General features: G+C 72.7%; 22 protein-coding genes. 14 read left to right on the top strand and 8 right to left on the bottom strand.

Features of this window, described 5'->3' with window-relative positions:
- Positions 1-222: 222 nt before the first annotated feature.
- The 3 genes from ABD331_RS31350 to ABD331_RS31340 form a co-directional block, all read right to left on the bottom strand.
- Positions 223-963, bottom strand: a complete 741-nt coding sequence (locus ABD331_RS31350; RefSeq protein ID WP_344482411.1) for a DUF4142 domain-containing protein — start codon at positions 961-963, stop codon at positions 223-225.
- Between the two features lie 58 nt (positions 964-1,021).
- Positions 1,022-1,783 (bottom strand): SDR family NAD(P)-dependent oxidoreductase, encoded by a 762-nt coding sequence (locus tag ABD331_RS31345; RefSeq protein ID WP_344482409.1) that lies wholly within the window; start codon positions 1,781-1,783, stop codon positions 1,022-1,024.
- Between the two features lie 64 nt (positions 1,784-1,847).
- The gene (locus ABD331_RS31340; protein ID WP_344482406.1) at positions 1,848-2,393 is read right to left on the bottom strand and encodes a GNAT family N-acetyltransferase; all 546 of its coding nucleotides are present in this window, start codon (positions 2,391-2,393) and stop codon (positions 1,848-1,850) included.
- A 171-nt stretch (positions 2,394-2,564) separates the two neighbouring features.
- Here ABD331_RS31340 and ABD331_RS31335 point away from each other — a divergent pair, with 171 nt between their 5' ends.
- Positions 2,565-3,089, top strand: a complete 525-nt coding sequence (locus tag ABD331_RS31335) for a type II toxin-antitoxin system prevent-host-death family antitoxin (protein WP_344482404.1) — start codon at positions 2,565-2,567, stop codon at positions 3,087-3,089.
- A gap of 3 nt (positions 3,090-3,092) precedes the next feature.
- Here the strand turns inward: ABD331_RS31335 and ABD331_RS31330 are convergent, their stop codons facing one another.
- On the bottom strand, positions 3,093-3,284 hold the full coding sequence (locus ABD331_RS31330; protein WP_344482401.1) for a DUF1918 domain-containing protein: 192 nt from the start codon (positions 3,282-3,284) through the stop codon (positions 3,093-3,095).
- Between the two features lie 110 nt (positions 3,285-3,394).
- Here ABD331_RS31330 and ABD331_RS31325 point away from each other — a divergent pair, with 110 nt between their 5' ends.
- Positions 3,395-4,408 (top strand): zinc-dependent alcohol dehydrogenase, encoded by a 1,014-nt coding sequence (locus tag ABD331_RS31325; RefSeq protein WP_344482398.1) that lies wholly within the window; start codon positions 3,395-3,397, stop codon positions 4,406-4,408.
- A gap of 96 nt (positions 4,409-4,504) precedes the next feature.
- Here the strand turns inward: ABD331_RS31325 and ABD331_RS31320 are convergent, their stop codons facing one another.
- Positions 4,505-5,161 (bottom strand): TetR/AcrR family transcriptional regulator, encoded by a 657-nt coding sequence (locus ABD331_RS31320; protein WP_344482395.1) that lies wholly within the window; start codon positions 5,159-5,161, stop codon positions 4,505-4,507.
- Positions 5,162-5,220: 59 nt separating this feature from the next.
- On the opposite strand from ABD331_RS31320, the gene ABD331_RS31315 reads away from it, so the two are divergent.
- From ABD331_RS31315 to ABD331_RS31300, 4 genes are all read left to right on the top strand, one after another.
- Positions 5,221-6,213: an NAD(P)-dependent alcohol dehydrogenase gene (locus ABD331_RS31315; protein ID WP_425566082.1), complete on the top strand. Its 993-nt coding sequence runs from the start codon at positions 5,221-5,223 to the stop codon at positions 6,211-6,213.
- A gap of 121 nt (positions 6,214-6,334) precedes the next feature.
- Complete coding sequence (locus ABD331_RS31310) at positions 6,335-6,841, top strand: methyltransferase family protein (protein WP_344482392.1); 507 nt, start codon at positions 6,335-6,337, stop codon at positions 6,839-6,841.
- A 115-nt stretch (positions 6,842-6,956) separates the two neighbouring features.
- Complete coding sequence (locus tag ABD331_RS31305) at positions 6,957-10,946, top strand: hypothetical protein (protein WP_344482389.1); 3,990 nt, start codon at positions 6,957-6,959, stop codon at positions 10,944-10,946.
- A gap of 81 nt (positions 10,947-11,027) precedes the next feature.
- Positions 11,028-11,483 carry a pyridoxamine 5'-phosphate oxidase family protein gene (locus ABD331_RS31300; RefSeq protein WP_344482386.1) on the top strand — a complete coding sequence of 152 codons (456 nt, stop codon included), beginning with the start codon at positions 11,028-11,030 and terminating at the stop codon, positions 11,481-11,483.
- Here ABD331_RS31300 and ABD331_RS31295 read toward each other — a convergent pair.
- Positions 11,480-12,652, bottom strand: a complete 1,173-nt coding sequence (locus tag ABD331_RS31295) for a methyltransferase domain-containing protein (protein ID WP_344482383.1) — start codon at positions 12,650-12,652, stop codon at positions 11,480-11,482. The genes ABD331_RS31300 and ABD331_RS31295 overlap by 4 nt on opposite strands.
- Before the next feature lie 139 nt (positions 12,653-12,791).
- Here ABD331_RS31295 and ABD331_RS31290 point away from each other — a divergent pair, with 139 nt between their 5' ends.
- The gene (locus ABD331_RS31290; protein WP_344482380.1) at positions 12,792-13,079 is read left to right on the top strand and encodes a HesB/IscA family protein; all 288 of its coding nucleotides are present in this window, start codon (positions 12,792-12,794) and stop codon (positions 13,077-13,079) included.
- 54 nt (positions 13,080-13,133) lie between these two features.
- On the opposite strand, the gene ABD331_RS31285 is transcribed toward ABD331_RS31290, so the two are convergent.
- Entirely contained in the window at positions 13,134-14,114 is a 981-nt protein-coding gene (locus ABD331_RS31285; protein WP_344482377.1) for an acetylxylan esterase, read from the bottom strand.
- A 114-nt stretch (positions 14,115-14,228) separates the two neighbouring features.
- Here ABD331_RS31285 and ABD331_RS31280 point away from each other — a divergent pair, with 114 nt between their 5' ends.
- The 4 genes from ABD331_RS31280 to ABD331_RS31265 all read left to right on the top strand — a co-directional run bounded on the left by ABD331_RS31280 (position 14,229) and on the right by ABD331_RS31265 (position 17,548).
- Positions 14,229-14,504 carry a hypothetical protein gene (locus ABD331_RS31280; RefSeq protein WP_344482374.1) on the top strand — a complete coding sequence of 92 codons (276 nt, stop codon included), beginning with the start codon at positions 14,229-14,231 and terminating at the stop codon, positions 14,502-14,504.
- A gap of 135 nt (positions 14,505-14,639) precedes the next feature.
- A complete protein-coding gene (locus ABD331_RS31275) occupies positions 14,640-15,890 on the top strand; it encodes an alpha/beta fold hydrolase (RefSeq protein ID WP_344482371.1) in 1,251 nt (416 codons plus the stop codon).
- Between the two features lie 90 nt (positions 15,891-15,980).
- A complete protein-coding gene (locus tag ABD331_RS31270) occupies positions 15,981-16,523 on the top strand; it encodes a DUF4142 domain-containing protein (protein WP_344482368.1) in 543 nt (180 codons plus the stop codon).
- Between the two features lie 134 nt (positions 16,524-16,657).
- Entirely contained in the window at positions 16,658-17,548 is an 891-nt protein-coding gene (locus ABD331_RS31265) for a DUF2382 domain-containing protein (RefSeq protein ID WP_344482366.1), read from the top strand.
- A gap of 101 nt (positions 17,549-17,649) precedes the next feature.
- Here the strand turns inward: ABD331_RS31265 and ABD331_RS31260 are convergent, their stop codons facing one another.
- Positions 17,650-19,347, bottom strand: coding sequence for an exo-alpha-sialidase (locus ABD331_RS31260; protein WP_344482363.1), 1,698 nt, complete (start codon positions 19,345-19,347; stop codon positions 17,650-17,652).
- Between the two features lie 251 nt (positions 19,348-19,598).
- Between ABD331_RS31260 and ABD331_RS31255 the strand changes: the two genes are divergently transcribed.
- From ABD331_RS31255 to ABD331_RS31245, 3 genes are all read left to right on the top strand, one after another.
- Entirely contained in the window at positions 19,599-20,504 is a 906-nt protein-coding gene (locus ABD331_RS31255) for a hypothetical protein (protein ID WP_344482361.1), read from the top strand.
- 70 nt (positions 20,505-20,574) lie between these two features.
- A complete protein-coding gene (locus ABD331_RS31250) occupies positions 20,575-20,811 on the top strand; it encodes a hypothetical protein (RefSeq protein WP_344482359.1) in 237 nt (78 codons plus the stop codon).
- Between the two features lie 67 nt (positions 20,812-20,878).
- The gene (locus ABD331_RS31245; protein ID WP_344482356.1) at positions 20,879-22,279 is read left to right on the top strand and encodes an FAD-binding oxidoreductase; all 1,401 of its coding nucleotides are present in this window, start codon (positions 20,879-20,881) and stop codon (positions 22,277-22,279) included.
- The last annotated feature ends 8 nt before the right edge of the window (positions 22,280-22,287 follow it).

Genomic DNA, 22,287 nt, shown 5'->3' with positions numbered 1-22,287 from the left:
GGTGTCGCGTTCGGCGGGCAGTCACCCGCGTTCGGTCGCGAGCCACCGCGTTCGGCGGGCGGCCTTCGCGTTCGGCCGCCAGTCCCAGTCACCGTTTTTCTGCCGCCAGGCCCGGAGCCCGGGCCGCCCGTGGTCAAGGAGACTCTGAGACCTCCGACGGGCGGCGCCGGGCCCGGGCGCGGCTGCTGACCGGGCCGTGCCGGTCAGGTCATGCGGGGTGGGCTACAACTCGGCGCGAACCGCGCGGAGATGGTGCCGGATCACCGGTGCGCTGTCGCGCGCCAGGTCCTTCACCCACTTGGAGTGCCCGCGGCGCAGCTCCCGCTGCCCCAGCCAGAGCGCGTGCTCGTGCGCGTCCACCTGGAGCCGCAGCCAGGCGCGGTCGAAACGGTGACCGGACCTGGACAGCACCGCTCTGAGATCACGGCGCTGCTCGGCGCTGGGGGAGCCGGGGATGCGGACGTCGAGCCGGTCGGCGACCCCGCGCAGCCGGGCGTCCAGCTTGCGGTGGTCGCGGATCAGCCGCCAGGCGAGACCGCGGACGTCGCGGTCACGCGACTTGCGCAACGCCGCCTTGCCCGCCGCGATCTCGGCGAGGTGGCCGCGGTGCGCCGCCCTCAGGTAGGCGACGTCCTGCGGTGCGGCGTGCACCGCCGCGGACGTGCCGGCGGCGGCATCGGTACGCCAGACCGCCTGAGAGACGCCCTGGGCCTGCGAGATGCCCTGGGCTTGGGAGACGCTCTGCGCCTGAGAGACATTCTGTGCCTGAGAGACATTCTGCGCCTGCGAGACGCTCTGCGTCCCTGAGACGGCTTGCGCATGGGTGATGGCCTGCGTCTGGACGACGCCCTGCGCCAGGGTCGGGGCGGTCGCTCGCGTCTGAGCCTGAGCGGCCGCCGGGGTCATGGTCAGTGCCAGCACGGCCGCGAGGCCCGCGGGTGCTAAGTTCCGTGCTGTTCTCATGAGTCCCTCCTTTCCTGGGACCCGTGCCCGCTGCCCTATTCGGTCGGAAGTATTCGGCTCAATTCGGCGGATCGAAACGGCCGTCCACGGCGGTCCAGCCGCCGTCCACGTAGAGCACGGAGCCGGTCACGAAGCTCGCCGCGTCGCCGGCCAGGTAGACCACCGCCCCGGCCAGCTCGTCGGCCGTCGCCCATCGGCCGAGCGCGCTCTTGGCGGCGTAGGCGGCGTACCAGCTGGGATCGTCCTTGATCTGCCTGGTCAGCGGCGTCTCCACGACGCCGGGCGCGATGGCGTTCACCCGCACCCCGTGCGGCCCGAACTCGGCGGCGGCCGTACGCAGCAACTGCACCAGCCCGGCCTTGGTGGCCGAGTACACGCTCTGCCCCGGCTCGGTGACCGACGCCCTGATGGAGGCGAACCCGATGATCGAGCCCCGGCCCCGCTCGACCATGCCCGCGCCGAACGCCCGCACCACCTCGAAGGAGGCCCGCAGGTTCAGCCCCACCACCCGGTCGAACTCCTCGCCCGAGTAGTCGAGTAGCCGCTTGCGGACGTTCGTGGCCGCGGTGAACACCAGCACGTCGGCAGGCTCGTCCGCGGCCAGCGCGCGCACCGCCTCGGTGTCCAGCACGTCCAGCAGGCGGGCGGCGCCGCCGCAGCCCTCGGCCGTCTCGTTCGCGGCGGGCAGGTCGCGGTCGGCGCACACCACCGAGGCGCCGTGCGCGGCCAGCGCCAGCGCGGCCTCCCTGCCGATGCCGCTTCCCGCGCCGATCACCACGGCCCGCCGCCCGTCCAGGCGGAACAGCGCGTCATATCCCATACGACGCACCCTAACCACTGGTCCGACCAGTGCACCAGGCTGACCCGAACCAGCTTGGTGTCGCTCAGCGGCGGCGGGCGGCCTCCCAGTCGGCGCGCAGCAGCTCGTACTCGACCTCGCCGTGCTCGCTCCCGTCGATGGGCTCAGGCCAGTCCATCCGGAACGTCCGCACGAACCGGAGCCCGCACTTCTCCATCACCCGCCGCGACCCGACGTTCACCGCCATCGTCTGCGCGAACACCCGCCGCGCCCCCAGCTCCACGAACGCCTTGTCGATCAGCGCCAGCGACCCCTCGGTGGCGAACCCCCGCCCCCAGGCCTCCTTGTGCAGCCGGTAACCCAGCTCGGGCTCCTCCTCCGGGCCGCCCTCCGCCGGGCGCAGGTGGAACCAGCCGAGGAACTCGCCCGACCGCCGCTCCACGGCCGCGAAGAAGCCGCCGCTGACGAACCTCGGCACGGTCCTGTCGAGGATCACCTCCCGGGGCGTGGGCTTGCCGCCGTTGAGGTAACGCATCACCTCGGGGTCGTTGTGCAGGCGATACAGGTCGTCCGCGTCGGACTCGGTGAAGCGGCGCAGCGTCAGCCGTTCGGTCTCCAGGTAAATGTGCACCGGGGCACCCTAGTCGCCGATGCGGGCACTTACGACCGGTTTTCACCCGCGCGAGGCCGCGCCATCCGCCGGACGGCGGCGACCAGCTCGCCCACCCTGACCCGCCCGGTACGCCCGGTACGCCACCGAAGAGACTTGCGGTAGTTTTGTAAGGCGGCTTACGATTCTCGCATGATCAACACGGATCCGACCGCCTACGAAACGCTGCGGGACCGCTTCGGCGCCCCCGTCGGCGTGGAGGAGGCGCGTGCCCAGTGGGGCTCGCTCGTACGCGCCGCCAGGAGCGGCACCACCACACTGATCACCCGTGAGCGCTACGAGTGGGCCGCGCTGATCCCGCTGTCGGAGGTGTACGGGGTGCTCAGCGGCCTGCCGGTCGTCTCGCTCTCGACGGCCCGCGGACGGCTCGGCGACCTGGTACGCCAGACCGCCGGCCCGTACGACGAGGGACCCGTGCTGCTGACCCGCCACCGCACCCCGGTCGCCGCCCTCATCGCGGCCCCGCGCCTGCTCGACCGGCCGCCCGCCCGGCGCGGTCCCGACGCGGACGAACTGCTCGCGCGCGGCCACACCATCACACTGGCCCGGGGCCCGGTGGACGGCATCATCGCCATCGCCCGCGACGAGGACGGCAACGAGATCGCGGCCGGCTCCGGCCGTGACGCCGCCGCAGCCCTGCAGTCGCTGGCCCGATGACGGCTACTCCGGTGTGGCCGGTTCGATGACCGAGTCGGGTCCCGGGTACATGAGCTGCTCGTGCCCATCGCCGAACCGCACCAGGTACGGCGGCGCGCCGCCCGCCCCCCGGACCTCGACGATCTCACCCTTCCTGTCCCCATGACCGACCACATGACCATGAACGATCAGGAAGTCACCGACGTTCGCCTGCATGGCGGTTCCTCTCGGCTGTGCTCCGGCACCTTTGAGGTTCACCTCCACCTTGCAACAGACGGGTCTCCCCGTGAAGCGCGCGCCCGCGCACGGGGGTAACGTCTGCGATCATGCGAGCCTTCGTCATCACGGGTCCGGGACGTGCGGAGGTCCAGGAGGCCGAGCCGCCCGTGCCTGGTCCGGGCGAGGTGGTCGTCGAGGTCGAGCGGGCCGGCGTGTGCGGGACGGACATGGAGTTCTGGTCCGGCGCGATGGCGTACCTGCGCACCGGCGAGGCCCGCTACCCCGTGCGCATCGGCCACGAGTGGTGCGGGATCGTGCGTGAGGCGGGCGACGGCGTGGACCCCGCCTGGCTCGGCCGCCGCGTCGCCGGCGACACCATGCTCGGCTGCGGGGAATGCGCCCGCTGCGTCGGCGGCAGGCAACATCTGTGTGCCGACCGGTACGAGATCGGCGTCCGCAACGGCTGGCCCGGCGCGCTCGCCGAACGGCTCCCCGTCCCCGTCCGCGCCCTGCAACCCCTTCCCGGCGCCCTGGATCCCGCGCTGGGCGCTTTGGTGGAGCCCGGCGGGAACGCGCTCAGGGCCGTCAACGCCGCCGCGCTCGACCCGGGAGAGCGGCTGCTGATCATCGGACCCGGCACGATCGGCCTGCTGGCGGCCATGATGGCGGCGGCGCGCGGCCTGGAGGTGCACCTGCTGGGGCTCGCCGGTCCCGCGCTGGACTTCGCCCGTTCCCTCGGCTTCACCCGCGCCTGGACGAGCCGTCCCGACCAGGCCTTCGACGCGGTCATCGACGCCTCGAACGGCAGCGGCTCGCCCGCGCTCGCCGTGCAGGCCGTCGAGCCGGGGCGTCGCGTGGTCTTCATCGGGCTGTCCGCCGAGCCCAGCCGTATCGACACGCGCGATCTCGTGCTCCGGGACGTCACCGCCACCGGCATACTCAGCGCCTCCGGTGGCCTGGCGGGTGCCACCGAGCTGTACGCCTCGGGACTGGTCGATCCACGGCCTCTCATCGCGGCGACGGTCCCGCTGGAGGAGGCGGGGCTGGTGCTGGCGGGGCGGCGACGCCCGGAGTGGGGGAGCGCCCCGAAGATCCACATCGATCCGCGCCTGCCGGGCTGACGCGTCACGGAAGCGTTGACTGTGCCGCCGAAAGCGTCCAGCGTGCTGCCGGGAACGTCGGCGCGCCGCCGGGAACGTCAGCGTGCCGCCAGGAAATCAGCGCGCCGCCGGAGCGGCGTGTATGTGGCTGAGGGTGAGTGGCGGCGCGGGCGGCAGGGGTGCGGCGTGCTCGGCCTGGAAGGACTGCAGCAGGTACGCCACCAGCCGCCGCGAACTCGCAGCCGCGACGTCGCCCGTACCGGTGGACACCCCGCAGTTGGCCTTGAGCAGCAGCGTCAGGTCGGCGAGGTCGAAGTCGGGACGCAGCCGTCCGGCAGCCTTGGCCCGCCGGACCACCTCGGCGAAGCCCTGTTCGGCGCGCGCCCGCGTCCGCTCGTAGTCGATCGCGGCCGGGAAGGCCGTCAGGAACGCGTCGGTGAAGCCGCGGTCGGCGACCTGCATCGCGCACACCTTCTCGATCGCCGTGCGGAACCCCCGCCACGGGTCCGGGTCGGCCAGCGCCTCGTCCACCAGCGACGCGCACGCCGCCAGCTCGTCCTCGAACACCTCGGTGATCAGCGACTCACGTGACGGGAACCGCCGGTAGAGCGTGGCCACGCCCACCCCGGCCCGCCGGGCGATGGCGGCCATGGGCACGTCCAGCCCGCGCGTGGCGAAGGCCTCGCGGGCGGCGTCGAGGATGCGTTCGCGGTTGTGCCTGGCGTCGGACCGCAGTGCCTCGGCGGGCTCCAGGTGAGTGGGATGAGCAGGCATGTTTCTCACATTAGCGTAAGTGGATGGGCCTATCCGTTTAGCCGGTTAGCGTCGTTCGCATGAAGCAGAACGAGATGCGTGCGGTCCTGTTCGACCGGTACGGGCCGCCGGAGGTCCTGTACGTGGGCACGGTGCCCAGGCCGGTCCCGGCGGCCGGCGAGGTGCTCGTCCGCGTGCACGCCGCCAGTGTCAACGGCGGCGAGTTGCACGGCAGGGCGGGCAGGGTGCGGCTGGTGACGGGGCTGACCCAGCGCGGGTGGCCCAAGCGGATCGGCCTCGACTTCACCGGCGAGGTCGTCGCCCTCGGCCCCGGCGTGGCGGGCAGCGAGGGCGCCGGTGTGGTGGGCCCTCGGGTGGGGGATCGGGTGTGGGGTGTGCTGGGGCGGACGTTCGGCAGCCTCGCCCAGTACGTCGCCGTCCGCCCCCGCCACCTCTCCCTGGCTCCGAAGGGCCTCGACCTGGTGGAGGCCGCGGCGCTGCCCGTCGGCACGACGGCGATCACGGCCCTGCGCGACAAGGCGGCGCTGCGGCCCGGCGAGCGGCTGCTCGTGCGGGGCGGCAGCGGTGGCGTGGGGGTGGTGGCGGTGCAGCTCGGCCGGGCGCTCGGCGCTCATGTGACGGCGCTCGCCGGGGCGCGCAACCTCGACCTCGTACGTGACCTGGGCGCCCACGAGGCCTACGACTACGTCACCACCGGGCTGGCCGGGCTGGGGAGGTTCGACGTGGTGATGGACACGGTCGGCACCGAGCACCGCGCCTACCGCCGCCTTCTGACGCCGTCCGGCCGCATGGTGGCGATCGCGTTCGACCTTAAGAGGGCCGCCGCGTCCCTGGGGTACATCGCCGCGTCCACGGTGCACGGCCGCCGCCGCGTGCGGGCCTTCAGCGGCAACCCGTCCCACCGCCTCTTCGCGGACCTGGCCCGGTACGTGGAGAGCGGCGAGATCCGCCCGGTCGTGGACAGGGTGTTCGCGCTGGACGACATCGCGGAGGCGCACCGGGCGCTGGAGGCGGGCGGCGTGCGGGGAAAGATCGTGGTCCGGCTCGCCTGAGGGACGCGCAACGCCGGGTCGCCTGAAGCGCCGACTCCAGATCACCCGAGGTGCCAACAAGCGTTGACGTGGCTGTCGGTGGCGACCTAAACTCATCGCAGGATGAATTAGGAGCGATGCCATGCGCAGAACCCCCGCAGCCGCCATCACCGCCACCTTCTTCGCCGCCGGCCCAGGAGTGGTCGCCGTCCTGGTCCCGTACTGGATCGGCGGCTGGCGGCTCCACAGCCCCTTCCCGGACCCGGTCATGATCCCGCTCAGGGCGCTGGGCGCGCTTCTGGTGCTGGCGGGCCTGGCCGTGATCGTGAGCGCGTTCGTCAGGTTCGTGGTGGAAGGCCTCGGGACGCCCGTCCCGGTCGCGCCACCCGACCGGCTCGTGGTCGGTGGTTTCTATCGGTACGTCCGCAACCCCATGTACGTGGCGATCTTCGCCGCCGTCATCGGCCAGGCCATGTTGTTCGGCGACCCCTGGCTGCTGCTCTACGCCGCCCTCCTGGCGATCCCCGTCTACTCCTTCGTCCACTGGTACGAGGAGCCGCACCTGACCAGGAAGTTCGGCACCGACTACGCCGCCTACCGCTCACACGTCCCCGGGTGGTGGCCACGCCTGCGGCCTTATCGGTCCTGACAGAAAATTGGGGTCCCATGTCGGATCCCGTTTGACTCCCCGTGACCAAATGTGGTCGTCTCGTGACCTATGTTTCTGATGGGATGAAATAGACAGGTCCGGGGGAGAACGTTTCATGCCGCACGCCCTCATGCGCGTGCTCACTTCGACGGCCATCGCCGGCACGGTCCTCATCGGCGCACCGCCCGCGGCCCAGACCCAGGCCCAGGTCCGGCAGCCGCCGGCCGAGGTGCCGGCCGTGCAGGAGCCGCCGGCTGCCACCGTGACTCTGCCGCAGCGCGCCTCGCTGGCACTCCAGCCCGCGGGGAACGAGCGGGTCGGGCCGGACGAGCCCGAGGTGACCACACCCGCCGGTCCCGAGCTGGTCGACGAGATCAGCTCCGCCGCCACCGCCGTCCAGGAGGCGCAGGGCTTCGGCAGGCAGGCGCCCGACGTGCGGGACGTGCTGCCGGACACGTCGCAGGCTGAGCCGCTCAACCTGAGCAAGCCGCTCGCCGCGATCGCCAGGACCTTCGAGGGGCTGGGCAAGGCGGTGCCGGGCCTGACGTACCGGTTGTGCGTGGAGAGCGCCGCCGTGCCGGTCTCCTGCTCGATCAGGCAGCCGGTCGGCGTCCCGGTGGCCGCCGACGTGACCGGCGACTCCAGGCCCGACCTGGCCGCCGACCTGGTGCCCACCGCCGACCCCGGCGAGGGGGCGGCGGGGATCTCGTTCGCCGTCAGGAGGCTGTCCCGCGAGAGCGTCAAGGCGCAGGTCTGGGCCGAGTACGACGACAAGGTGTCCGTCGGCTTCGACGGCCTGCGCCGCGGCTCGTCGCTGTCGGCCTCGGATCGCGGCACGTTCACCGTGGACCTGGCGGGCAAGCGGGTCAAGGCGGTCGTCGACCGTGAGGAGCCGGGGCAGAGCGCCGCCGTCGTGGCGGGGTTGACCGGGCGCAGCGCGGTCAGCCTCCGTCAGACGCCGGCCACCGCCGAGCTGACCGTCAACGCCGCGCTCGACACCCCCACCCTGAACGTCACCGCCTCCGCCCCCGCCAGGACCGAGGCCGTGGCCGTCACCAGCCGCCGGTTCACCCAGGCCGTGCTCGACCGCATGCCGGTCAGCGCCGAGGTGCGGCTGTCGGGCGGCGAGGTGCGCTTCTCCGCGCCGTCCTCGGCCGCCCGCGCCCACGTGCACGACCTGTCCTACCGCGACGGCCGCCTGACCAGGGTGACCGAGGTCGAGCTGCGGCGCGTGCCGCCGTCCTTCACCGCCAGGTACGGCACCGCGGACGGCAAGCAGACGCTCTCCGTCGCGACCGGCAGAGGCCGCGCGGGCGCGGCGAGCCTGCGCTACCTCGACCTGGCGGCGGCCAAGACCGTGCTGAAGGCCGAGCTCAGCTCGCTGCCCGCCAAGGTGCGCCTGGTCAACGACCTGCGGGCGCACCGCGTCACGCACACGACCAGCTCGCCGATCGGCAGGTTCGCCGTCGTGCTGCAACGCGGCGAGGGCGCCGTCTCCACGCCGCGCGGCGGCCACGTCACCATGATCAAGGACGGTGACGCGCTGGGGGTGTCCGGGCTGCTGTCGGGGCTGTCCGGGTTCGACGCCACGTACGGGGCCGCGCCGCACGTGCACCTGGCCGTGGACGCCAGCGGCCGCTCGTTCGTCGGCGCGGCCAGCATCGACCGCACCCACGTGGCCCGCCTGGAGATCTCCAACACGCCCGCCACCGTGGACGTCACGCTCGACCCCGCCGCCAGGAAGGCGGTCTACCAGGCCAGCGGCGTGATCGACACGCTGCGCGCCGCCTACACGAACCTGAGGTCGGGGCCCACCGTGGACGGCACCGTGCGCGGCGTGCACGACGACGTGAAGGCGTCGTGGGAGCTGGGCGAGCGCTCGACCGTCAAGGTCGCCACCTCCTCCACGCTCAAGGAGGTGCGGATTTATGCCAATAAAGCGCACGTCACCCAGGCGACCGGCGAGGACCTGCGCGCCACCGTCGAAGGCGTGCGCAAGCAGGCCGAACTCGTCGCCGACACCGCGGCCAGAACTCTGAGCTGGGTCTCCGACGGCCCCGTCGAACGGGTGTCCGCGCTGGCCAGAGCCAAGCTCGGCGACCGCTACGCCAGGGCCGCCGCCGAGGTCACCGGCGTGCCCGCCGAGTTCGACGCCTCGTGGAACGCGGCCTCGTACCGCTTCCGCGGCCTGTCGGGCCCCGTCCGTACGGCGGCGCTGGCCTTCACCAACCACGACGGCGCCAAGGCCCCCACGGGCCCGCACCTGGCGGCGCACTACGACCAGGCCACCGGCGACCTGGACGCGAGCGTGCTGGTCAACAGGCTGTCGCACGTCGAGTTCACCCCGGCCGCGCGGGGCTTCACCGCCGACCTCCGCTCGGCTGCCCAGACCCTCGCCGTGGACGCCGACGTCCGGCAGGGCGACACGCGCTTCGGGATCACCGGCACGGTCGGGCCCGTGCCCGGCAGGCTCGCCGTCACCTCGGACGGCGGCAGGCTCACCTACTCCGGCACGCGCCTGGACGTGCGCGCCCGCGCCTGGCTCGGCACGGCCGCCGCCCTGGACGGCATGCGCGCCGCCCCCGCGATCCCCGGCGGCGTGTCCCTGGTGGACGGCGGTTGCGCGGCCGGGTCGCCCGGCTGCGCGCCCGGCCCCTTCTGCGTGCCGCAGCGCGGCTGCTTCGGGCTGCAGGGGTACCTGGACGTGACGGGCCTGCCCGACCAGGTGACCGTGGACCTGGCAGGCAAGACGTTCGCGTTCTCCGGGTTCCGGCCGAAGCGCCGCGACCTCGGCGTGTACCTGTCGAGCAGCGTGCTGTCGCCCGTGCCGATCAAGGCCAGGGCCACCCTGACGGGGCTGCCCTCCAAGATCACCAGCATGGCGGTGGGACCGTTCGGCATGGGGCCGGGGAACGCGGTGCAGGCCTCGTACCGGATCGAACCGGCCGCCACGCTGGGCGCGCTCGACGTGCGGGCCGAGGCGGGCGGGCTGCGCGGGCACGTCGCGATCGACCCGGTGCCCGCGGCGGTGACCGTCCAGGGCACGTACGGAGCCAGAACCCGCATCCGCGTCAGCAACTCCGCGGCCGTCAAGCACCTCACCGCCAAGCTCACGCTGCCCGGCAAGGGCACCGGCGAGCTGCGCTTCTCCGACGTGCCCGCCGTCTTCGGCGTGGACGCCGACGCCTCCGCCGCCGGGCTGAGCGTGCCGGCCGTCACCTACAAGGCGGTCGGCGGCGTCAGCACGCTCGACGGTTATCTCGGCGTGGACGGCGGCCTGGTGGACCCGTCCGGGCGGCTCGGGGACGTGTCGCTCTCGGTCAGGGACCTGGCGGCCGACACCACCATCCGGCTCAACCCCGACCAGTCGCTCGACCTGGTCTCGCGGCCGGTCCCCACCGGCCGCGTCACCCTGCGCGCAGGGCTCAGGGTGGACGGCGTGGCCCCGCAGAGGCTGGCGGTGAGCAAGGAGGTCCCGTACACCAACGGCTTCCTCACCTACCACGTCGGCGGCCGGTTCGGGCTGGGCAAGAGCTCGATCAAGAGCCTGTCGCTGTCCATCGCCCGCGTGTCGTGGCTGCGGATCCGGCCGGGCAAGGTGCCGTTCGGCATGCAGGCGCCGCCCGCGCTCGGCTACGTCACGCCCGGCTTCGAGGGGGACTACGGCACGGTGAAGCTCGCCGCCAAGGGCGTCGACCTGCGGCCGGACGTCAAGCTGGACGTCCGGCTGAGCAGGGAGATCGGCGAGGACGTCTTCCGCGAGTCGGTCAGGCTCGGCCCCACCACCTCGCTCGCCCCGCGCCGCTACGACCAGCGGATGCGGCGCATCGGCGCCAAGCAGGAGATCGAGGCGGCCGGGATCAGCCTGGCCTGCGTGACGGTGGACGCCAAGCCGGGCTTCGCCGCCGGGTCGGAACGCGGCGCCATCACGCTGCGCGGCGCCGACGGGCCGCAGATGGTGTCGCTGCTCGACCCGGGAGGCCAGGTGCCCGACTACGCCGTGGACCTGCTGACGCACTTCATGAGCCCGTTCCCCGGCGCGGACTGGAAGGTGGCCGGGGCCAAGGCGGGCTCCTGCGGCGCCGGGCGCCCCGACGACCGGTGACATCGGGACCTCCGTACGCTGATCATCCTCAATAATGACGAGGGCGATCAGCGCCCCTGTGACCGAAGAGAGCGAGGCCCGATGTCCCAGCCCATCCCGCGTACCGCCGAGCAGCGCAAGCGGGACACCCTGCACCGCCTGGAGCACGACGTGGACGCCTGGGTGGCCACCGCGGGCGCGGACGGGACGCCGTACATGGTGCCGCTGTCGTTCCTGTGGGACGGTGACGCGCTGGTCATCTCCACGGCCAGCGCCAGCCCCACCGCCCGCAACCTGCTGGCCGGCGGGCGGACGCGGGTGGCGATCGGGCTGGTGCGCGACGTGGTGCTCATCGAGGGCACCGCGCGGGCCACGCCCGCGACCGAGATCCCGGACGAGCTGGGGGACGCGTTCGCCGCCAAGGCGGGCTTCGACCCGCGCGAGGAGGCCGGCCGGTACCACTACTTCCACGTCACGCCGGTGCGGCTGCAGGCCTGGCGGGAGGTGGACGAGCTGGCCGGGCGCGACCTCATCCGTGACGGGGCCTGGGTCGTCTAGCCGAAGCCCAGCACCAGGGTGGTGTGCCGCTTCTCGATGACCACCGTCCGGCCGGCCCCGGCGGCGTCGTGGACGGCGGGCTTGCCCATGCCAGGAGTATGCGGGTAGGCCGCGATGCGCAGGGCGCTCGCCCCGGGGCGCCCGGCCTCGTCCCACGCCTTGACGTGCGCGGCCAGCTCCGCCGCCAGCCGCGCCCTGCCCGCCCCGTGCCCGCGCGCCACCAGCGACCCGTCCACGGCGAGCACCGCGATGCCGTCGGGCTGCACGATCCCCGCCGTGAAGCCCGGCCCGCCGCCGAGGTCGCCGCTCACGGCGCACCAGCGCGGCTCGTGCAGCGCCAGCCACAGCGCCATCCCCATGGCGACGGTGAACGACGCCGCCTTCTCCTCACGCCGTACCGTGATCTCGGTGGGCGGCGCGTTCAGTGCCGCGAGCACGTTGCCGACCTCGCGCTGCTCCGGCAGCACCAGCGCCAGCAACGGATCCTGCCGCACCACCTCGACCGCCTCCGTCCCGGTGAACGAGCCGCGCATCCGCATGAACCCGCACGGCGCCACCGACCGGCTCACCCACCGCCCGCCGTCGCGCTCCATGGCCGCCGACACCTGCACGCCCCGCAGGTCGAGCGGCACCACGAGCCGCCCGCCGGGGCCGAGCTGCGCGAGCCAGGCGGGCGCGAGGTCCCACACGCCGACCGTGGCGATCAGCCGGTCGTACGGCGCCAGCCCCGGATGCCCGCCGGCGCCGTCGCGGCACACCACCTCGACCCCGGGCACCCCGGCCGCCGCCAGGTGCTCCCTGGCCTGCTCCACGGTGTCCTCGTCGAGGTCGAGGGCGACCACCCGCCCGCCGGGGCCCACCAGGCGGGCCAGGAGCGCCGCGTTGTAGCCGGTGCCCGCGCCGATCTCCAGCACGCGGTGCCCCGGCACCACGCCGAGCTGGTCGAGCATCGTCGCCATGATGGCGGGCTGCGAGGACGAGCTGATCGGCCGGCCGTCGTCGTCGAGCTTGGTCACGATGGGCTCGTCGCGGTAGGCCGCCTCCGGCTCGACGCCGGGCACGAACAGGTGGCGCGGCACCGCGAGCATGGCCTCGGCCACAGGGTCGCTGATGTCCTGGGACGTCCTGAGCTGCGCCACCAGGGCGTGCCGCTGCGCCGCGAAGTCCATGGGCCCCATTGTCCCCGCGTGCGGACGCCACACGGGCCGCACCGCAATTCTGGGTAAAGAAACTGCCAGGAAGGGTTGAGGCCGAAAGCAGGGGGAAGGGCAGCCAACTCCTGAACGTCGACCGTGAGGAGGAGCCGTAGTGCTCACCCTGACAGACAACGCCGCCCAGGCGATTCGCGACCTGACCGCGAACGCGCCCGAGCCCGAGCAGAGCGGGATCCGCATCTCGTCGCAGGGGGAGGGCGCCAGCGCGCTGACCCTGACCCTGGCCACCGCCCCCGAGCCCGCGGACGCGGTGGTCGAGAACGAAGGGGCGCGGGTGTATCTCGACCCGGTGGCCGCGACTGTGCTGGAGGACAAGTCCCTCGACGCCGGAGCCGATGACCAGGGGAGCGTGTCGTTCCTGGTCACCGAGCAATCCGCTTGACGGGCACCGCCGCGCCGGAGCCGATGGGCACTCCGGCGCGGCGGCCCCGCCTCCCTAGCCCTCGCTGAGGAGCTTGTGCAGGTAACGCACCTGCTCCTCCGACTGGTAGCCGCCCCCGCCCTCGTGGTTGTTCCATGGCCAGACGGTGATCTCCTTCGGCCCCTGCCAGTGGTTGTAGGCGGCGAACACCGTGGACGGGGGGCAGACGTCGTCCATCAGCGCCACCGAGTACAGCGCGGGCACCGTCGCGCGGGCCGCGAAGTTGATCCCGTCGAAGTACGCCAGCGTCCTGAACACCTGCTCGGCGCTGTCCCGCCGGGTCGCGAGGAACCTGACCAGCTCCTGGTACGGGTCACGCCCGGTGATCTCGACGGCCCGCCGGAAGTGCGACAGGAACGGCACGTCGATCAGCGCCGCCTTGACACCCGGGTGCAGCGCCGCCGTGGCCTGCGCGATCGCGCCGCCCTGGCTGCCGCCCGAGACCACCACGCGCTCCGCGTCCACGGCCGGATGCGCCAGCGCCGCGTCCACCGCGCGCACGGCGTCGGTGAACACCCGCCGGTAGTAGTAGTCGGCCGGGTCCATGATGCCGCGGGTCATCATGCCGGGGGCCTGCGGGTTCGCGCTGCCGTGCGGGTCGCCCGTGGCGCCGGGGCTGCCGACGTTCGCGCCGCCGTGGCCGCGCGTCTCCATCACCAGGACGGCGTACCCGGCGGCCGGCCAGAGCAGGTGGTCCTTGGGGAAGCCGCGGCCGCCGCTGTAGCCGATGTAGTGCACCACGCAAGGGACCGGGCCGTCCGCGCCGCTCGGCAGCAGGAACCAGCCGTTGATCCGGTGCCCGCCCCACCCGGCGAACGACACGTCGAACACGTCCACGCCGGTCAGCGGCAGGTCGTACGGGACGTACTCGGCCGCGAGGTCGAACTCCCTCGCCTCGGCCAGGGTGGCGGCCCAGAACGTGTCGAAGTCGGCGGGCTCGTCACGGTCGGGACGGTACTCGCGGAGTTGCTCGAGCGGCAGGTCGAACAGTGGCACAGTGGTACTCCAGCCTGTAGAAAAGGTTGCTGTTATTTCATCCCATGTCGCCGGAAAGCGCTATCCCAGGTCTCGCTTCCGCTGAAAGCATGAAATCTGGGTAGACGTTGACCCGTGAGCGAGCATGTTATCGAGGTCCCCCACTCGCACCTGTATCCCGGCCTGATCCTCGACGCCCCCGCCGACGCCTTCGACTTCCTGGTGCTGTTCGGCGACGACTCCGAGTCGCGGGCGCAGTTGCTCAGCGACGACACGGGGCGGCCGGTGCTGCGGATGGGCGGCTACATGACGGCCAGGGGCACGGTCGTCGACGAACGGGTGTGGACGGTGCGCGAGTCCGTGCGGCGCGGCGATCGGATCCGGCTGCGGCTGGGTCGGTCACTTCCCTGACCCGGGGTCGGGTCGTGCACTAACGTCCCTTTCGTGGCACCCAGCGCCAAGCCCTCCTCCGGCCCCTCCCGCCGAAACCCGCCGGGCGGTCGCGCGTCCCCTCCTCAAGCTCGCTCGGGCGGGACCCGGGCCAGTGTGCGGGGGCGCTGGGTCAGGCGGCTGGCCGGGCGGGTGGTGGCGGGCGGGCTGGTGGTGGCGCTGGCCCCCGTCGCGGGCCTGGCCGCACTGGCGGGCATGGCGCTGGTGGGCGCGGGCCCGGACGTGTTCACGGTGGTGGGCCTGGCGGTGTTCGCGTCGGTCCTCTTCCTCGGCCTCCTCCTGTGCGTCCCCAGACCGCAGCGGGGATGGGCACGCTGGTTACGCGCCATCACGGTCCTCGGCGTGGAGACGGCGGTGGTCTGGCAGCTCTCCGCGATCACCCTGAACCCGCCGACCCCGCCGCGAGCCCCCGCCGAGGTGGCGGGGCAACGCGAGTGGCGCCTGCCCACAGGCTCCAGGCTGGCCTACGTACGGACGGCGCCCGGGAAGGTCACCCACCCGGAACCGGTGATCTTCCTGCACGGCGGCCCAGGCGTCGGCGATCTGGAGGGCGACTCGGCCTTCTACGGCCGCCTGGCGTCCGCGGGCTTCCAGGTGTACGTCTACGACCAGCTCGGCGCGGGCCGCTCCGCCAGGCTGGCCGACCCTCGCGAGTACGGCCTGACGAGGGACGTCGCCGACCTGGAGGCGATCCGGCGCGCCCTGGGCGCGCAGCGACTCAACCTGGTGGCCCGCGACCACGGGGCGCAGCTCGCCGCCGCCTACCTGGCCGCCCACCCCGCCCACGTCTCCAAGGCGGTCCTGTACTCGCCCACCGGCCTCCTCCCGGCCCGCCCGTCGTCCCGCCCGTCCATCGCCGCCATCCCCCTGGGACCGGCCGGGCTGCCGCATCCGCGCACGCTCGCCGTCTCGGCGCTGCTGCGGGTGGACCCGGTCACGGCGCACTCGTTCGCGGGGGACCGGGAGCTGGACGCGTACCTCTCGCTGCTGCCCCACGACCCGTCGGCGTGCCCCGCACCCCAGCCGGGACCGGGCCAGGGCGGTTACGTCGCGCTGGCCGGGCGCGCCGCGCCCGCCTCGCTGCGCGACAGCCTGGCGCGGGTGGACGTGCCCGTGCTGATCGTCAAGGGCGCCTGCGACGCCGAGCCCTGGTCGGACGCCACCGCGTTCCGCCGCGCCCTTCCCAGCGCCCGCCTCGCCTACGCCGGCGACGGCACCCCGCCCGGCCGCACCGACGCCTACCTGCAGCTCGCGCGGACGTTCCTGACGGACGGGCGGCTGAACGCCTACGAGGGCGACGGCCCGCCGCCCGGCTACCGCGGCCCCGTGCGAGCAGCCGGCTCCTGACGCGCCCGACCAGGGCGAATGCCGAGGTCGGCGGCTCCGCGACGGTTACTCTCTGTATCGGAGACGTATCACTATGTCATAGGAATCCTCATGCGCACCTGTCTGTCCCTTCCGCTGGCCGCCGTGACGCTGGCCCTGTTCACCGGGTGTGCCGCCGACGTGGCGCCCAACACCGCGGCCTTGCCCGCACGTACCGACACGCAGCCGTCCGAGCAGGACAAGGAGTGGATGCGGGCCATCCACCAGGGCAACCTGTCGGAGGTGCAGGCGGGCCGGCTGGCCATGGGCAAGGGCACGACCAAGCAGGTCAAGGCCGTCGGCAAGCTGCTCGTCGACGACCACACCGCGCTGGGCTCCAAGGTCACCCAGGCGGCCACGCAGCTCGGCGTCGAGCTGCCGACGTCACCGTCCAAGGCGCAGCGGGCGGAGGTCAAGCGGCTGCGGGACAGCTCGGGGCAGGACTTCGACGAGGACTTCCTGTCCGGCATGATCAAGGCGCACCGGGAGACGCTGGCCGCCACCAAGACGGAGGTCTCCAAGGGCGCCAACCAGACGGTGAAGGCGCTGGCGCAGACGGCGCAGCAGTCGCTGCAGCACCATCTGGACGCGCTGGAGAAGGCCCAGGAGAGTTGATCCCGCCGTCCGCGCAAGCGGCCGTTTTCGTGAAATAGGCCGAATCGTGCCCCACCCATGTGTGGATATGTGGCGATTTAGGGTATTTGTCCCTTTTGAACCAGGACGAACACATCGGGGGGATCGTCGTGGCTATGCAAACAGAGATCCGTAACCTACTCGACTGCCATGTGGTGGGGTCGGACGGACAATCGGTCGGGAAGGTGGGCCAGATCTACCTCAACGATCACTCGGGCGAGCCGGAGTGGGTCACCGTCCGCACGGGGTTCTTCGGGATGAAGCAGACCTTCGTGCCGCTGGCCAACTCCCGCCGCTCGGGCGACGAGATCAGGGTCCCCTTCGACAAGGAGATGATCAAGGGCGCGCCCAACATCGACGTGGACGACCGCCTGTCCCTGAACGAGGAGGCCGACCTCTACCGCTACTACGGCATGCAGCCGACCGACATCCCGCGTCAGCGCACCGGCGAGGCCCGCACCCGCGGCCCCGTCACCGGCGAGCGGGAACGCGGCGGCCTGGCCGGGGAGCGGGCGGGAGACCGTGCAGGTCTCACGGGGGAGCGCCTCGACATGCCGGGCGAACGCGCCGGCATGCGTGGCGGCCTCACGGACGACCGTGACATCGAGATGACCCGGTCGGAGGAACAGCTCCACATCGGCAAGGAGACCAGGGAGACAGGCCGCGTACGCCTGCACAAGTACGTCGAGACGGAGAACGTCCAGCAGAAGGTCCCGCTCTCGCACGAGGAGGTCGTGATCGAGCGCGAGCCGATCCGCGACGGCGAGACGGCCGGCGAGATCCAGGCCGAGGACCGGCAGATGATCCTGCACGAGGAGCGCGCGGTCGTCGGCAAGGAGACCAAGCCGGTGGAGCGCATCCACGTTCGCAAGCAGGACGTCCAGCACGAGGAGACCGTCGAGGGCCAGGTCCGCAAGGAGCGCCTGGAGATCGACGAGGAAGGTGTGACCAGGGACGAGGGCGACATGCCCTTCGGCCGCCGGGGCGACAGGCCGCCCAAGCGGTAAGGGTTCGCGAGAAGTCGCGCGGGGGCGCCGTCGAGCGCCCCCGCGGACTTTCTCCGTTTTCGCACTGGCGGAAAACCTCAGGGTTTCGGCCGCGCGGCCATTCACGAATAGAGCTCGACCTCGTTCAGCACCGCGCACTTGCGGCCGATTTCCCGGTCGCAGCCCGCCGACGGCTCCGTCACGATCTTGACGTGCCGGGCGGTCCTGCCGATCTCGTCGTAACGCAACGCGTGGTCGATCCTGTCCTTGATCGTGACGACCGGCTCGCCCCAGGAGCGGCCGTTCCTCGACACGTAGACGCGGGCGCTCGCCGGGTGCCCGGGCCGCAGGCTCAGGCCGATCCTGGCCAGCGCGTACGGCCGGTCCAGGTGCAGCACGTAGGTGCCGCGGCCCCGGGCGACGGCGCTCGACCAGTAGCCCGTGCTGCCGTCGAGGGCGCCGCCTGGCCGTGTCCTGGGGCGGCGCCGGCTCGTCCAGCGCATGTCGGTGGAGACGCGCAGCGCGCCGCGGTGGCGCAGCGCGGCCAGGTCCAGCCGGGTGCCGGGGGTGGCGACGTCGAACAGCAGGCGCTTGACCGCGTACCGGCCGCCGTACTCGAAGCGCCCGTGCGCGGGGCAGGCCGTCTCGTCGAGCAGCCCGTCCGGCCGCACGCCCGCCAGCTTGCAGTTGTCGAACACCTGGATGAACCGGTGCGGCCCGACGGCGGCCAGCCCCGTGTAGCCGGAGGAGCCGCGCGTGTCCACGATGCCGTCGCGGTTGTGGTAGGTGACCCGCGTCTCCCGCCACTCGTGGCCGAGGCCGTCGGGCGAGACCGCGAGCCAGTTGTCCGGCCGCCCGGCGCTCAGGATCAGCACCCCGCCGGGCATCAGCAGCAGCCGGGGCGCGACCCCGCGCACCGCGCAGTCGAAGCCGGCCAGGCTCAGGCCGCGCGCCGGCTCCCAGGTGCGCCCGCCGTCGGTGGAGCGGGTCTGGTGCAGCATGGAGTGCCTGCCGCCGTCGTGCCGCAGCACCGCCACCAGGCTGCCGTCCATCGCCTGCTCGATCGCCGCCTCGTTGTAGGCGAAGCCGGGCTCGGGCGCGGCGATGACGCCGCGCCGCTCGAAGGTGCGCCCGCCGTCGCGGCTGGCGTACAGCTCCGCCTGGTACGCGCCGGTGGGGTTGTAGCGGGCGTACGCCGTGATCAGGATCGTCCCGTCGGCGAGCTGGATCGGCGCCCCGTGCGCGGCCCCGCCGGGCAGCAGGTCGCCTGGCGTGGTCAGCACGGCCTCCGAGCGCACCCAGCTCTCGCCGTCGTTCAGCGCGGACGAGGTCAGCACGCCCAGCCGCGCCGTGTGCGGGCCCGTCCTGGCCAGGTAGTACTCCGTGGCGAAGAACCGGCCGTCGTGCAGCTCGATCGGCGACTCCCGCAGCGGCGTCTGCTCGGCGGGGCCGAAGGTGCGCCCGCCGTCCGCGGAGACGGCGGCGGAGCTGGTGAGGGTGACGACCTTGTCCACGTTCGTGGTGAAGGTGGCGATCACCTTGGTCTCGGGACGGCCGCGGCGGCCGGTCACGTCGAGGGCCGACACGTTCGGGAACCCGGCGAACTCCAGCCGTTCGGAGCCTTCGGGCTCCGGGTCGGCGGGCGGCGGATTCGGATGAATCCAGTCTAGGAAGGAAGCAGTGGCGACGAGGTAAGGGCCGGACTGAATGGGGTGATCAGGTAGCACGCAGTAACCGCCTCCGGCCTGCGCCGGACCGGGGTACGCGGGCAGCCCGGCGGCCACCGACATGGCCGCGACCACGGCTCTGGGCACCCGCACTGGCTCGCTCCCCGGCTGTCGTCCACGATCTGCAGCACCGTTCGGAGCCTAGATCATGCACGCCCCGTAACCCCGTATTCACCTGCGGGAAGTCGCGGGTTAACGCATGTTCCCCGTCGCGGCCCGATCTACCCATGCTGGATCCGTTAAGTGACAGTTGACAGGAAACGCCGGTCTAACGACGATCGGGACGGCACTATTAAGTGTCAATTTACGTAGGTCGAGAGACCGCGGGTCAGGAGGTGGCCCAGATGAGCATCGAGCCACGGGCGAAGGTGGCCCAGGAGCGCGTGCTGCCAGGCCCCGTGCCCATGGCGCCGGAAACCGTCGCCCAGCTACGCGTCGTACGGCGGATCTGCGTCAGGGTCGCGCCCGAGGGACTGGACGTCGGGGTCGCCGAGCTGCCCCCCGGCGGGCTACAGGTATGGATCGACACGCCGGTGCCGGTGGACGAGCAGGAGTCATGGGTGCTGCACCACCGCATGGCCCGCGAGGTGGCGCTGGCCGGCTGGCACTGCGAGGCCGACGCCGACCGCCTCCTGGTGCTCGGCTGGAGCGCGGCGTGCCTGCACAACCGCGTCCGCCTGCTGCAGAGCGGGCTGCGCAGGCTCACCGACTTCGAGCCGACCGCGCAGCGCGCCGTGCAGCTCGACGGCCGCGCACCGGACGAGGAACCCGCCGCCACGCTGGTGAGCGCCGTGTGCGCCGCCATCGAGCGGCGGCTGCGCTGGCCCGAGCGGCTGGCGGAGCTCGACGGGTTCGAGCGCAGCTCGGCCCTGCCGCACCTGCAACTCCTTCTCGCCCAGGTCACAGGCCTGGAGGCGAAGGTCGCCGCGGCATGCCAGGAGCACCTGGTCATGGCGCGGGTGCTGGCGCGGGCCGTCTGCGAGCACTACGCGGCCCACGCGGACCTCGGCCGCGCACAGCGTGAGGTGCTGGCGGAGTCGCGCCGCTGGGTGCACGCCAGCTCCATGATCAGAGGCTCGGTCGGCGCCCGGCCGGGCTCGACCGGTGCAGGCCGTCCCCACATGGGGCTGGCGGAGCGCCGCATCGCCGCGAGCGTCATCAACCACGGCGTGCCCCGGTACATCCCCGCGGCCGTCGCTCCACGGGCCGGCTACCCCGGCTTCGAGGAGACCGAGGAGGGCGCGCGCTGACCCACCACCCGCTCAACGGCGAGCGGTCGCCCGGAAAACCCCATTCGAGTCCGGTAGGAGAGCTCCCGTCATGCGAACCCCCCCGCACCTGCCCGCCCGATCCCGGCGCGAGCACGCCGACCATGTCCGGCGCCACCCCTACAGCCTGCACGACGTGCCCGCGCAGACCGCGCCCCGCGGCACGCTCGACTTCCCCCAGACGCCGCCCGACGAGGACGTGTACGTCGAGCAGCGCCTGCTCGGCATCAGAGAGCTGTCCAACCAGGCCATCGGGTCGATCGACGACCTGCTCCAGCACACCGTCTGACGTGTGCCCCCACAGCGGCTCCGACGCAGGGAGCCGGAAGAGCGAATCTCACCCCTTGAGGAGAGTCATGCAGGGACTATCGCGGCTGGAGTCGAGGTCGCGTGACGTCGGGGGCCACCAGCCACGCACCGTCGCGGGCGTCGAGACGCCCCGCAGCCTGGACGAGGTACGCGCACTCGTACGGCAGGCCATGGCCGGCCGGCGCCGCCTCTACCCGATCAGCACGGGCCGCAACTGGGGCATGGGCTCGGCCGTTCCGGTCACCGACGACAACGTGGTCGTGGACCTCGGCGGCATGAACCGCATCCGCGGCCTCGACCTGGAGGCCGGCTACGCGGTCATCGAGCCCGGGGTCACCCAGCGGCAGCTCGCCGCGGTGCTGCGGGACACCCCGTGGATGCTGAACGTGACCGCCTCGTGCGCCGACACCTCGGTCATCGGCAACGCCCTCGACCGCGGCGACGGCTGTGTCCGCTCCCGCGTGCACGACGTGGCCGGGCTGGAGGCCGTGCTGGCGGACGGAAGCGTGGTGACCACCGGCGGGCTGGACCCCGCCGGGCGCTACCACGGCCGCGTTGCCGGGCCCGACCTGACGCAGACGTTCGTACAGCACAACCTGGGCATCGTCACCGCCATGGCCGTGTCGCTGGTGCCGCGTCCGGAGACCATCGGGCTCGTGCACGGCAGGATGAACCGCGACCAGGCCGGGGTGGCGCTCGGCGCGGTCACCGGCTTTCTGCGCCGCGGCAACCCGGCCGACGGGCTGCTGCGCGTCCGCGAGCTGTCGCTGGTGCCCAGCGGCGGCGACTGGATGCTGCCCGCCGGCGTGGACCCTGGCCTGTTCACCATCCTCGGGCCGCTCATGGGCAGCGACGCCACGGTGGAGCTGGCAGAGGAGCTGCTGCGCAAGGCGCTCATCGAGGTGGAGGGCGCGGAGGCGCTGCGCGTGGTGGACGCCGCCGAGGTCGCCGCCGACGACCCGCTCTACCCCCGCGCGCTCATGTCGCAGGGCATCCCCACCTGCCGCGGCGTGCACAACGCGCTCGGCGTGACGTCGTGCGACCGGATCGACGAGGGCGCGATGGGCTTCCTGGCGCTGCTGCCGCTGATGCCCATGCACGCCCGCAGGACCGACCAGATCCTGGCCGCGCTGCAGACCGCCGTGGACCGCCACACCACCGCCCTCATGGTGGAGTGGAACCTCGTCAGCGAGCACGTCGCCAACGGCGTCATCCAGATCTTCTTCGAACGCGGCGCGCCCGACGCCCCGTACCGCGCGCACCAGCTCCGCAACGACGGGAGCTGCCTGCTGCGTGGCCACGGCTGCGCCATCTACCGATCCGACATCGATCACGCCGCCGCCGACGTCTGGTCGGAGACCAGCACCGCCGGCCTCGGCATGCTGCACAGGCTCAAGACGGCGCTCGACCCGGACGGGATGATCTCGCCCGGCCGGTACGGCGCCTGACCCATCGT

Origin of the sequence: Nonomuraea monospora, assembly GCF_039531895.1 — a bacterium.
Classification (GTDB): domain Bacteria; phylum Actinomycetota; class Actinomycetes; order Streptosporangiales; family Streptosporangiaceae; genus Nonomuraea; species Nonomuraea monospora.
Note: the sequence above shows the minus strand (reverse complement) of the source record. Positions and strands in the feature narration are given on the sequence as shown.